Here is a 12,235-nt window from a genome sequence, read left to right on the forward strand (position 1 = left end):
TAAAAATACCTGGAAGCAGGTAGTACAAAACCATTGTTATTGGGTATTGCAGAGCTAATGATTAACTGTATTTTTGATTAAACCAAAACAGGATTAGATCAGTGCAGAAATAGGTGATGGACCTTCTTTTTCAGAAGGTTCATGACGAAAGCCCATAACAGGGCTTTCGTCGTAAACAAGAATTTTTTATTGATTAATCCGAAAAGCTTCCCATCCGGAAATCGTGGTCCGGTTGCAAGTCATGGCCTGAGTACCGTTTTCACAGGAGATGTATTTTCCATTGTTTCCTCTGAAAGAAATACTGCCATCGGCATTGGCTACCCAGTCAAATTTCTCCCAGTCGCCCATAACAGTACGGCTGCAGGTGATCGCCGCAGTTCCGTTTTCCGATGAAACAAATTTACCTTTGCTTCTCAGTGCTATTTTACCGCCACCGGCATCAATCACGGTAAAGGTCTCTGTAGGAGAGGCGGTAGTACGGTTACAGGTCATAGCCTGCAAGCCATTTTCTCCGCTTACATATTTGGCATTGAAACCTTTTAAGGTTACTGTTGTTCCGATAGGAATATTTCCACCTGGGTTTCCTGTCCGGGAAAGCACCACCTGGTTAATCGCGCTCAGCAGTGAATTTCCGCCCGTAGCATCCTGCGACAATTCCCAGATCATGATGCCACCTCCCTGGTCAAATGCCAGATTGGTCTTGTTTTTAATGGTTGGGATCCCATTGTAACCAATGCCGGAAAAGGAATCCGAGTTGGCACTTCCGCCTCTCGAGAGAATGGTTTTGTAGTCTACATATTCATTTGCCGACCTTCCATAAAATGGTACGCCCAGATTGGCCTTGGCTGCAGGAAGACCTCTTCCTTTCCAGTAGTTGAGGGATTGTACGGCAAGATCGTAGGTGGAATGGTTGGCCCCGCTTTCATCATAAGCCATGATGTTTAGGAAATCTACATATCCAAACACATTATTCTGGATACTGGCACCATTATAAGAGACCACTGCGGCAGTAAGCAGTTTTCCCATGTTGTGCATCGCTGTACTGAGCTGCTGCATAAGCAGGGAATAATTGTTGGCAGAACTTCCGTTGTCGGGGTATTCCCAATCGATGTCTATCCCGTCTAATCCGTATTGGTTGACAAGGCTGACTACGTTATTGGTAAAATTGGTACGTCCGCCTGCACTTGCGGCAAAGGACTCAAAGGCACTGTCGTTTCCATTGTTCCAACCGCCTACCGATACCAGCACTTTTACATTGTTGGAATGCGCTGCCGTAACTAAGGCCTGAAGCTTCGATGGGTTTTCCAAAGCCTGAAAACCTCCGGAACTGGTAGGAAGAATAAAAGCGTAATTAATGTGGGTAAGTTTACTGAACTGGATCTGGTTTACTTCTCCTGCCCAGGAAGGCACATAACCTATGACCTTAAAATCTGCAGCAGCGATGGCCTGAACGCCCGACTGCTTTGAGTTCCTGGCCTGATCTTCCGGTGAAGCAAAATCAGGCTGTTTAGTTTTACATGAGGCCAGGCATAGCAGCAATAATGCAGGTAATAAAATGGACCTTAATTGATTGTTTGTTTTCATGATATTTGAATTTACGTTAGGGATTTAATATTAATTTAACACAATAAAGCTCATAAAACAAGAATAAATTTATGTTTAATTAATTATGAAGTAAAATGAAGATAAATTCCGATACGCTTGAAATACAAGCTATTCCCTCGTATTTATGGATTTAAGCGGGGAATTGTCAGTCGGCTTAAAATTCATGATGCGCCATAAAATCATTTCAATAAATCTCTGTAGAATGAATACATTTATAGCATGAGAAAGATCATTCCTATATTATCTGCCACAGTCCTGTTGTTATCGGCATGCAGCCAAAACACCAGGGTGCCAAATCCTAATGCAGCAAAACCTGCCGCTGAAAAAGAGTTTTTTGCCAGGATGTCTGTTGATGAAAAGATTAAAGAAGGAGCGGCAGTAAAGTTGAAATTCACCGTCTATAACCAGACGGATAGTGTAAAACAGTTCTGCAAATGGCATACGCCTTTTGAGCCATTACTGAGTAAGTATCTGGATGTAAAAGATGAAAGCGGGGCAGAAATAGGGTACCAGGGGCCTATGGCTAAGAGAATGATGCCGCCACCGGCAGAAAGCTATCTTAAGCTCAACCCCGGCGATAGTCTTTCAGTAGATGTGGATGTGTTAAAAGCTTATCCGATAAAAAAAGCAGGGAAATATAGCATTGTTTATACCGGACAGAACATGAGCGGTTTAGTGGTTAAGGATAGTGTTGTTTTTTTGATAAACTAAGCTTTACAATCCGTACTTCTTCCAACCCGTAGAATGCCATTGGCATTCATCTACTTTCCATTCGTTTTCTTTTTTTACGAGAATATAGCGGTATTGAAAGTCTATATGGTTCTTAGTGTAAAAAAGGATTTTGTTTTTTGAAGGCTGTTCCACATCTGTAAATTGCTGCGTTCCATAGGAATAATCCGGTCCTCCGGAGAAAGTTACACCTGTGGGCCTGTATCCTGCTCTGTTTTTCTCGGTACAATACCGGTTAAATATCGCTTCACATTTGGGCTTAAGGTCCGGGGCAAATGGCCGGGGTCCTGAGGAGGATTCATCCGCATACTTTTCCCATTCTGTGATGGCCTCAAAAAAGGAGAGGAGTACCGTCTTTGCTTTCTCCACTTCTTCCGGAATGAAGGTCTTTTTTGATTTTGCCTGATCTCTTTGTTCCTGTTCAAACTGCGCCACTTGCTCCGGACTAAACAGCTCACCGGTACCCACCTTGATCCGTGGATTATGAGCCACGGAAAGTAAGCCCTCAAACGTGACTTCCGTATCCCGAATCAGGACAGTCCCCAGTTTAGGGATGTTCGCCAGCAAACGAAGCCCTTCGTCATTGAGTTTCGTACTGCATGCCCAGATGCAATCGATCTTTTTATTGTTCTCAAATGATTTGAAACCAGATCCATTGAGCTCAGCCCCCGTAATGAACAGGTACTTTAATGAAGGGAACCTGGATAAATGCTCCAGCGACAGGTCTGTGATACTGGTGTTTTCCAGTGATAAGTTAACCAGTTTGGGTAAGCCGGATAAGACCAGGATATCCTCATCGGTAACCGGGCAGTTTTGAAAGGAAAGTCCCAGCAGTTTTTTCTGTGCTGCGATGTCTTTGATCTCTTCAGCTGTAAAGCTTTTGTCCTTAAATTGAAGGGTACTCATATTCTATTGTTCTTTCAAATCACTTTTATTCAACCAACCTTTCGTTACCTGACCATCATTATCTTTATGACTCACATAAATAAAACCATTCTGCTCATCTACAACCGTGAACTTAGTATTCACCCATAAGCCTAAAACGCCATGTCTCGGCGCGTCCGTGCTTGGGGAATCGTAAAAATAAAGCGCTGATTTAGGCAGCTTGTATTTCTTTCCTTCACTAACGATGATGGGTTCTGCATTTACTTCTTTCTTAGGTGCTGCCGCTGCTTTGGCCGCTATCCCCATTTGTCGTTCATATTCCTTTTGCAGAGAATCCACATTGGTCTGCTGATCTGTTGTATCCAATATGATCGGTTTCACCGCATTTGTGGTATCCGGTTCGGGCTCAGTTACGACTTCCTCATGAACAGGCTTAGTGGTATTGATGCTGTCTTTATGCAGTGCCGCATTTGCCTTGTCTTTATCCACCTGATCTTTAAACAGTAAAGCATATCCGGTAAATGCACTAAGGCCTACCAATGCAAGTATCATCAGGGTAAACAATGGTTTCGATACCTTTACCGCATTAGAAGGACTTTCGGCTATTACCGGGGTAGATACCGGAGCAACGGGAACTACTGGCGCGACTGGTGGTATCGCCATGTTTTCTATGTTGTTACGGGCAATGGCATCATGTAAAGCTTCGCCATTGGCAAACCTTTTTTCCGGTGCTTTCTCCAGGCATCTTTTGATCAGATCCAGGAGCCATACCGGCACTTTCATTTCATAATCGCGCACAGCAGGAGACCAGCTTTCGGGCAATTGGTTGCGGCGAAGGCTTAATAAATCCGGCACTGGCTTTTCCATATGTGAAAGCATGACCGAGTTGCGCGAGTTCTCCGCTTTATTGATCAGCGGGAAAGGAACCGTACCTGCCAGAAGTTCATAAAGAATCACTCCGAAACTGTAGACATCCGTCTGGAAGAACATCTCTCCGTCGTGCTGTTCCGGTGCCATAAATTCTACCGCACCCGCATGCCGCACACTGCTTCTTCGTTGTTCATCAGACATGATCGCCAAACCGAAGTCGAGCAGGATATAATTGCCTGTATACACATTGAACTTTACGTTATTACTTTTAATGTCCCCGTGTTTAACACCTACTTTATGGCAATGTGCCAAAGCATTGGACAGCTGTTCTGCCAGTTTAATCGTTTCCCTTATGGTGAATACCGGGCTGTGCGGTGGTTTTAGTAAATCCTCCAGGTCGGGGCCTTCTATATATTCCATTTCTATGAAAGGGAATGAACCACTTTCTGTCAATCCGGAATTGAGGATTTTCACGACATTGGGATTTGGAATCTGATTTACTTTCTCCAGTTTTTCTACTTCATTTTTGAAGTTCCTGTAGTTTTTATCTTCTGTATCTTCAGAATGGATAGGAGTAGGTATGATTTTCACCGCCGTAATGATGGTGCCCATTCTTTTACCCTTATAAACAGAACCCTGTCCGCCGGTGCGTAAAGCACCCATATTCTCTAATCCCTCTGCTATGGTAAATATTTTGCTCATGGTATGATTGTCGTTTTATGAAGGGTTTGAAACATAACTGAATTCTAACACCGCCGATTCGCCCAAAATAATCTGGTCCCCCTCCTGTAAAGGGTGTCCAAGTTCTGTAAAGGTAAGTTTAACCGGGTTATGATCCGCTGTAGATCTGATTTTTACTTTATTTCTTGGTGGAACGCCGCCCTCGTCGGCAAATAAAATAAAGGCCCCTGCTTCCTTATTCCACTCAATATGTGCATGTTGTCTGCTGATGTATTTATTACCTTCATTGCTGCTGGAGTCGGGAAAAGCAATTTTATTTTCCCTGATAAAACCCTCTGCATCCTGCACTTTCCTTTCTCTTCCGATATTGATCTTTCCATCCGCAGATGTAATCAGGTATTCCGCCTGCTCTGCTTCTCCGTTCAGGACCCTGATCTTTGCGGTTTCAGAATGCTGCACAATGGCATGCTCCGGAGTTTTAATATACAATCCCACTTCAAGGCTGGCCATCTTAATCAGGTCTGCCGGAAGTTCCGGAACGAACAGACTTTCTATCGTCCAGTGCTCAGGCAGATCAATGGCAAAGTCATCCGCCAGCCGTTGAACTTCCTTCCTGAAGCGGCCTTCTTCCTCCATAAAAACAGCAGATTCATACAAGTACTTTTCTACCGGAAGACAGGCAATGAACAGCTGAAATCCTTTTATATGTTTTCCTTCTCCACCTTCCAGTTTTTGCAATTCCTGCTTAATAAAAACAAGAAGTGCCTCTCTCACTGCTTTTACGTCCTGAGGTTTTTCTGATGGTTCTTTTCCAAATAGGTTAAACATGCTCATGTATCTTTTCTTAATCTTTTCTATTAATCTATTGTTCTATTTCAGGCGCTTCCGGAGGAGCGATACTATCCGTTTTTGCGCTCTTAATGGTTTTGGCCTTAACGACCTTTGTCTTTGCTTCTTCCAAATCACTCACATAACCCAGTTTCAGCAGGGCAGGCACCACATGTTTACCCGCCAGCAATACTGCTCTGCTTGAGCCTCTGGTTGACTCTATCCGGATACAAACCACGATATGTCCTTTGCCGGATTTCTTCTGCGCAAAAAACACGTACCAGCCGTCGTTGATCCTTGCTGCTTTCCAAACCCTTTCCGGTGTTCCGCTTTTTCCTGCAACCTTAAGCCCTAAGGTATAAGACTTATTGATGCTTTGTTTTACCATATATTCTGTGAGTAAAGCGGCATACTTAGGATCGTTGGCCAGTTTAATTCCAGGCTGAACTCCGGTTAAGGAATCGCTGATTTTCAATACAAAGCGATTGGGAACCATGACGCCCTTATTGGCCACTCCGGAAGCCAGTCTGGCAACTGCGGCAGGGGTGGCAATCAGTTCGCCCTGTCCCCAGGCCATTCCGGAGATTCCTTTGGCACGGGTCTTTCTGATATTGGCCGGATCGTATTTTGGTTTGGTATTAAACTCCGTCTTCTTCCAATAGGTCAGCCATTTTTCTTCCTGCTTTTCGTTGTTGGCTCCTTTATTATAATAATAACCGCCCACACCTCTTAAAAACATTCCTGTTTTCAGGTACAAAGCCGCCATATCTTCCTGCAACTGCTCCTGATTGGCCAGTTTGATAAAATAAACGTTGTTTGATTTGACCAATGCGCGTTCCATATTGATCGTTCCCGTTTCATCAGGCTCAATGCCCTTTGTCCGGATTCGCTCAGCACTGCTGACCGTATATGTTTTATTGGCCGCTGCAAGTCCGAGTTTGTTAAAGGCAGCCATGGCGGTCAATACCTTTGCCGTAGAGCCCGGCTGTGTTGCATAGGTAAAGCCAAGATCGGTATTGGTATACCATCCCGATAACCTGTTCTGTTCGGCAGTTGTCATGGTGAGTAAATCCCAGTCCTTAACCGTTGGCAAAGGATAAACTGCAGAGGTCAGTACATCGCCGGTCTCATCCTCCATAATCACCACAGATACACGGCTCTTCTTTAAAGAATCATCAGTGGCAATGGAATGCTGGATGGCCGTTTGTAGCCTCGCATCAACCGCGAGTTTAACATCCCTGTTTCTCTTTTTAAAGGCCGCAACTTCATCACTGTTTACACCAGCCAGCAGGAGCGGGGCCAATGCTTTATAATCTCTTTTGCTCACCGTCATCTCTTTTACCCCTCTTGGAAGAAAACGATCTTCGTGATATCGGTTGGCGATGGTGTTAAAAGAGCTCGTTGGCGTATGGAAACCCCTCAATTCGGCAGCATGCTCATATTCGGCAAAATAGCCGTTCGTGCTTCCGTTGAAGACTCCGGTATTGGCATCACCAACCCAGAAGAAAGCCTGTTCTTCAAAAGGATAATACCGGTCTACCCTTTTATGCATTGCAGAATCGAGGTTGTAATTCAGTCCGGATTCATTCAACAGGCCTTCCTGTTTTCTAATCAGGTCCGGGTTACTTGTAGCCAGTACCTGTCCGTTTCTATCGTACAGCTGACCTGCTTCCAGTTTGTTCATAAGGATGGCAATACGGGGGTTATAACTGAACATCCGCAAGCCACTCCGGTCTGCCACCAGGGCAGGTTGCACTACCCATTTTTCGTTGTTGGCGATGTACCGGGATACCGTTATGGTAAGCAGCAGCACTGCAATGCTGGCCGATAAAAGCGCGGGAACAAGATTTTTATCCTGCTGTTTGGTAATGAACTCCATCTGAACGGCTGTTCCACGGATGGAAGAAACCGATAGCAGCAATCCTGCAGCCAGCATATTTGCGACCAGCGAGGAACCACCATAGCTGATAAAGGGGAGGGCTACTCCCGATAAAGGCAGGGCACCTGTTGATCCTCCTGCGATCAGCAAAAACTGAGCGAACATACTGATGCCGATGCCGGAACATAAATAGAATAGAAAAGGAGTCCCGGTTTGCCGGCCTATATTAATGGCACGGTTTAAAAAGACCAGGAAAAGGATAAAGACCCCTACGATACCTGCCCATCCGAAATCTTCACCTATTGCCGGAAGAATCATATCGGTATGCGCTTCCGGGATGCTTTTTGCAAAACCTTCACCTGCTCCCTGGCCCGTAATGCCGCCTACAGACATTGCCCAGATTCCATTTGCTACCTGATCACCTCCGTATACTTCATTGTTCCATGGATCCTGCCAGATCGATTTACGTTCCGTAAGGCGGTTTACCGGTCCGGGGATGAGCTTATCGAGGTAAGGAATCTGATCGATCAGCAGGAAGCCTGCGATGACCATCATGATCATAATGGCAGATTCGCTCGTTCTTTTCTTATTCAGCAGCATGGCCAGGGCCACCAGTAATATCGTGATCAGACTGGCCAGCCAGATGTTCAAAAACCATACAGTTAAGGTATAAGTGATGATGGCAATCAGCATCATCATAAAATCCCCACGGGAGAAAGAAAAGAGAATGATAAAGGTAAAACAGATGACCATTGCCGGTCCAAGATCTCCCAGCACAAGGTATAGTAAAATGGCGATGGCCATTGCTGCCAGTGCAAAAGAGAAGAAATACCAGCGTTTTTTCCAGGTCCGGTATTCTGTAATGAATTTTTCATTGCTCGCGAAGAACCCGGCAAGAAAGAGGATAATTGCATATTTGACAATTTCGCTCGGCTGTACACCAAAGAGGTTTACTTTTACGCCACTGCCTTCCGGACCGGTTCCAAATACGATGGTCAATGTCAGGAGCGCTAATGCCATACCTGCCCATTGCCAGCCATTGGCTTTGCCCGTGTTTTTAGGGATCACCAGCATTCTGTAAATGCGGGAATCAACCGTAAACTTGCGGAACTTAATAAACAGCAGTACACACATGCCAAGGATCCCCATTCCAAAAAACATCAGGGTATCTTTAGCCAGAAAACGATCTCTGAGCGGGTCCTGCAAACTGAGCAGGGTAATGAACGACAAGCCGGTCATGAGCATCACTACGGGAAGGATCAACTGATCTGCCTGCGGAAATTTAAGGCTCATCACCAGGTGAAGCAGAAAAAATCCAAGGAAAAAGCAGCCGGTAATGATCCAGTACCATTGGTTATAGTCCGCCATACTTCGTACAATCAGGGACTTTTCTTTTTTCAGGATTTTAAAATCACGTGCAGAAAAAAGCCGGATGCTATGTGGGGTTTGTTTAAAGACAAAACTAACGTCTTTTTGCAATTCCTGTACGCCCTGTGATTTCCCGAACTGATATCCGGGTTGCATAGGGAGGATGGCAAATGCCTGGTCATCCGGTAATTTATTGAACGCAAAATAGCCTTCTGCATTCGTTCTGGCATAGGTTCTTAATGCTGGTTTTGCCTGTTCCAGGTCATTATCGGTACTGTCTTGTGGCAAAATCATCTGCAGTTTGATCAGGACCCCTGATACCGGCTTCCCGGCAGTATCGATTACTTTCCCGGAAATATCGTATTGTCCCTGGTTGACCGCTATTTCCGCTTTCATGGCGGTTGGGTTGAGGCTTTCTTTTTTGAAAAGCACAGAATCCTCACCGGTATAGCCCAGCAACGCGCGGGAATCAAGGACCCTCTTTTTAAAGTTTTGTCCGCCTTTTTGAAAGGCTTCATCCGCATCAATAAAAAACCTGCGTTTATTCAATTCCCCAACATTATCGATCGGTTCTTTAAAGGATTTGCTTCCCTTGCTTACGACCGCCGAAATTAATGCAATGTCTTTCTTATCCTCAAAATAATAACCTTTTTCCAAAAGTGTTTTAATGAGCTGACCGGGGTTTTTATCGTTGATGTTGACCATCGTTCCATTTTTCAATCTGGAATCTACGTCGACAAAACCTTTCTGCAGCGTCCCGAAAAGCGTAACGAACAGCGCTCCTAATATGATTGACGCCAATAGGATGAGCTTACGCTCCGTTTTTCTGCTTCCGGTGGTAGGTGTGCTTTCTCCCATATTTGTTATTTGTACGTATTGGGAATAGAATCAGCTTTAAAAGTACTCCTGGAGATCTTTCCGTTGATGTATCCTTTTGCCGGCAGGTCATAAATCGTCTGTATGGCATTCGGTGAGTTTTTGAACTGAACGTTTTTTAACACCAATGCATTGTTTTGAGAGGAAATGGCCGTATTGAAATCTTCAAAAGTGATGTTCTCCAGGTAGACATAAGTACTTGCCGGCTGGATGATCATCGCATTTCCGCGAAAGGTAGAGTCGCTTTTTATAACGATCTGATTTTTAGCAATCAGGAACAGAGAGTCTTTAGTGAAATGTAAAGATTCAGTCAGTATGACCGGTGATTTGAACATAGAATCCGTTAAAGTCAGGGTATTTCCTTTCAGGTTGTTTAAGGCATCCTGAAGTTTTAGTTCCTGAGCATTTCTGCTGTGAACAGTCTTAACGGGCTGAACAGGTGTCGACAACTGGTGTTTTTGCCAAAATAAATAGATACAGGCAGCCAGCAGAATCAGGCAGAGCCCGGAAAGCAGGGCAACCGTATTCCTGTTGCTTTTTTGGACTGGCCGGGCTGGCGGAAGCGCTGCATTTTCTACCACTGCAGGAACCGGGTTCGTCTTTTTAGATTTTGCAGCAGGTTTGGTGGCTTCATGGACCTGCGATTGCTTGTCATTTTTCACCAATACTACCGTAATGTTGTCCAGGCCTCCATTTTGATTTGCCGCATTGATCAGCTGCGCACCTTTTTCTCTTATGGAATTGTCTGTTGTTAAGATGCGGATCATTTCCTGGCTATTGACCATATCCGATAAGCCGTCACTGCACAGCAACAGCAGATCTCCAGGAAGGAAAGGGGACTCCCCGGTTTCCAGATAATCTTCCTGACCGGCCATTCCCATGCCAAAGCCAAGGGCTTTGTTGATCTCATTACGTTTAGGGTGTTGCATCGCCTGTTCTTCCGTAAGTCGTCCGGAATCTTCCATGAAGCCTACAAAAGACTGGTCTTTAGAAATCTTTATTAGGGAATTGTCGCGAAGAAGATATAGTCTCGTATCGCCCACATGTACATAATAAAGTTTGTTTTTATGAAGGTCAACTACTGCCAGTGTGAGTACACAGGCCATGTTTTCATGTCCTTTTACCCTTTGTTTTTCCAGGATAATCTGCGCATCTGCAGCAAGGATTGCTTCCCTCATCAGGCCGGGCAAATCCCCTTGAGGATGGGCCAGATGATGAAGGATCGATTTTCTGGTAATGTCTGCTGCGATCTCGCCGCCTGAATATCCGCCAACACCATCAATAACACAGGCAATTACAAAGTCGTTGTCTGATGTGCGTTCTGCAATAAAGGTATCTTCATTATTGTCACGAACTTTTCCAGTGTCAGTTATTCCAAAATAATTATTCTCCATTCTATTTGGGCGAGTTTTTAATGTCGTTGAAATGTGCGATCAGCAAGACCACACAGAGTACTAATAACGCTATTGATAAAGCATGCGACATATATCAGGGTTTAAAAATATTGATGCCGATGATTCCGTTAAGTATAATCCTGGAATTCAGGGGAAGTTCGATCCATTTCGGACCATAGATATCGCTGCGTTCTACCAGGTTTTCATTTACTATTGTTTTTTCTCCAAAAGAGGCCAGGTAGAATTTATCTTCGGCATTGTTGTAATGGATCTTAAGGTGAGGGCTGTTGACCCATTCTGAGGGGATCTTGAAAATATGTGCGCCTTCACTTGTTTCTTCATTTCCGGAGATGACAATATCTTCTGCTCTCATCAGGTATTCCAGTTTCTGACCAGCATAGGCTTTATTGGGCAAAGTGGTTTCAAAACGGGCCAGAACGTTTGTCTTTTTGTTTTCCACAGGCGCTTTATCCGGCATTTTTAAGTCGGCCATATAAGGGATCTCATAATAGCCCTCACTGTAAAAGATAAAGTCTTTCAACAGGTCATTGTCCATGTCAAAAGTCTGGGCCAGGCCTGTTTGTCTTGGAATAAAAGTAACCCTTAGGTTCTCGTCTTTCAGGTTGCTGTCTGGCAATAGTTTACCGATAAAGCTGATGTCCCCGCGACGGTAATCCGGATGGGACACAAAGCGGAAAACCCATTTATTGCTGGAGGGTTCTACTTTTTTTCCGGTAGCGGCTTGTTTGTTCAGGATTACGTAGAAGTTATCTACAGATTCCTGCGCAACAAGTCCTAATATGCCTTTTTTGTTGTCTACAAATTCCCTGTAATCATCTGCATTGAGGCAAATGATAAATTCATGAAAAAAGACAATGCGTTCCGCGAAGGAGAGTTCAGCAATAGATTCCTGAAATTGCTGGATGATGTATTTATAAACGATATTGGGCGTAAGTGGCTTTAACTTGGCAGATGACTTGGGACCGTTGTCATTTAAGAACCAATCCTGAATGCCTATACGTTGCCAAAAAGTGGGTTTAGTCGTCATTTTTAATCTTAAGTATCAAATATGAATTGAATATAGTGATATTGAGTAATAATATATATCAACAAATATCCA

General features: G+C 44.3%; 8 protein-coding genes. 1 reads left to right on the plus strand and 7 read right to left on the minus strand.

Annotated elements, in window-relative coordinates:
* Positions 1 to 186 precede the first annotated feature (186 nt).
* Positions 187 to 1,584, minus strand: coding sequence for a glycosyl hydrolase family 18 protein (locus tag DBR43_RS27565; protein WP_124586558.1), 1,398 nt, complete (start codon positions 1,582 to 1,584; stop codon positions 187 to 189).
* 240 nt (positions 1,585 to 1,824) lie between these two features.
* Here DBR43_RS27565 and DBR43_RS33075 point away from each other — a divergent pair, with 240 nt between their 5' ends.
* A complete protein-coding gene (locus tag DBR43_RS33075) occupies positions 1,825 to 2,316 on the plus strand; it encodes a protease (RefSeq protein WP_158622613.1) in 492 nt (163 codons plus the stop codon).
* Between the two features lie 3 nt (positions 2,317 to 2,319).
* Here the strand turns inward: DBR43_RS33075 and DBR43_RS27575 are convergent, their stop codons facing one another.
* The 6 genes from DBR43_RS27575 to DBR43_RS27600 all read right to left on the minus strand — a co-directional run bounded on the left by DBR43_RS27575 (position 2,320) and on the right by DBR43_RS27600 (position 12,163).
* Positions 2,320 to 3,240 carry an NTF2 fold immunity protein gene (locus DBR43_RS27575; protein WP_124586559.1) on the minus strand — a complete coding sequence of 307 codons (921 nt, stop codon included), beginning with the start codon at positions 3,238 to 3,240 and terminating at the stop codon, positions 2,320 to 2,322.
* Between the two features lie 3 nt (positions 3,241 to 3,243).
* The gene (locus DBR43_RS27580; protein WP_124586560.1) at positions 3,244 to 4,791 is read right to left on the minus strand and encodes a serine/threonine protein kinase; all 1,548 of its coding nucleotides are present in this window, start codon (positions 4,789 to 4,791) and stop codon (positions 3,244 to 3,246) included.
* A gap of 15 nt (positions 4,792 to 4,806) precedes the next feature.
* Positions 4,807 to 5,598, minus strand: coding sequence for an FHA domain-containing protein (locus DBR43_RS27585; protein ID WP_124586561.1), 792 nt, complete (start codon positions 5,596 to 5,598; stop codon positions 4,807 to 4,809).
* Positions 5,599 to 5,632: 34 nt separating this feature from the next.
* Positions 5,633 to 9,703 (minus strand): FtsW/RodA/SpoVE family cell cycle protein, encoded by a 4,071-nt coding sequence (locus DBR43_RS27590; protein WP_124586562.1) that lies wholly within the window; start codon positions 9,701 to 9,703, stop codon positions 5,633 to 5,635.
* A gap of 5 nt (positions 9,704 to 9,708) precedes the next feature.
* A complete protein-coding gene (locus DBR43_RS27595) occupies positions 9,709 to 11,115 on the minus strand; it encodes a PP2C family protein-serine/threonine phosphatase (RefSeq protein WP_124586563.1) in 1,407 nt (468 codons plus the stop codon).
* Between the two features lie 94 nt (positions 11,116 to 11,209).
* Positions 11,210 to 12,163, minus strand: coding sequence for a hypothetical protein (locus DBR43_RS27600; RefSeq protein ID WP_124586564.1), 954 nt, complete (start codon positions 12,161 to 12,163; stop codon positions 11,210 to 11,212).
* Positions 12,164 to 12,235: the final 72 nt, after the last annotated feature.

The organism is Pedobacter sp. KBW06, from assembly GCF_003852525.1.
Taxonomy (GTDB): Bacteria; Bacteroidota; Bacteroidia; order Sphingobacteriales; family Sphingobacteriaceae; genus Pedobacter.

Bases quoted from the DNA above. Each gene is read 5' to 3' on its own strand.
- DBR43_RS27565 (WP_124586558.1), bottom strand. From the start codon at position 1,584: ATGAAAACAAACAATCAATTAAGGTCCATTTTATTACCTGCATTATTG.
- DBR43_RS33075 (WP_158622613.1), top strand. From the start codon at position 1,825: ATGAGAAAGATCATTCCTATATTATCTGCCACAGTCCTGTTGTTATCG.
- DBR43_RS27575 (WP_124586559.1), bottom strand. From the start codon at position 3,240: ATGAGTACCCTTCAATTTAAGGACAAAAGCTTTACAGCTGAAGAGATC.
- DBR43_RS27580 (WP_124586560.1), bottom strand. From the start codon at position 4,791: ATGAGCAAAATATTTACCATAGCAGAGGGATTAGAGAATATGGGTGCT.
- DBR43_RS27585 (WP_124586561.1), bottom strand. From the start codon at position 5,598: ATGTTTAACCTATTTGGAAAAGAACCATCAGAAAAACCTCAGGACGTA.
- DBR43_RS27590 (WP_124586562.1), bottom strand. From the start codon at position 9,703: ATGGGAGAAAGCACACCTACCACCGGAAGCAGAAAAACGGAGCGTAAG.
- DBR43_RS27595 (WP_124586563.1), bottom strand. From the start codon at position 11,115: ATGGAGAATAATTATTTTGGAATAACTGACACTGGAAAAGTTCGTGAC.
- DBR43_RS27600 (WP_124586564.1), bottom strand. From the start codon at position 12,163: ATGACGACTAAACCCACTTTTTGGCAACGTATAGGCATTCAGGATTGG.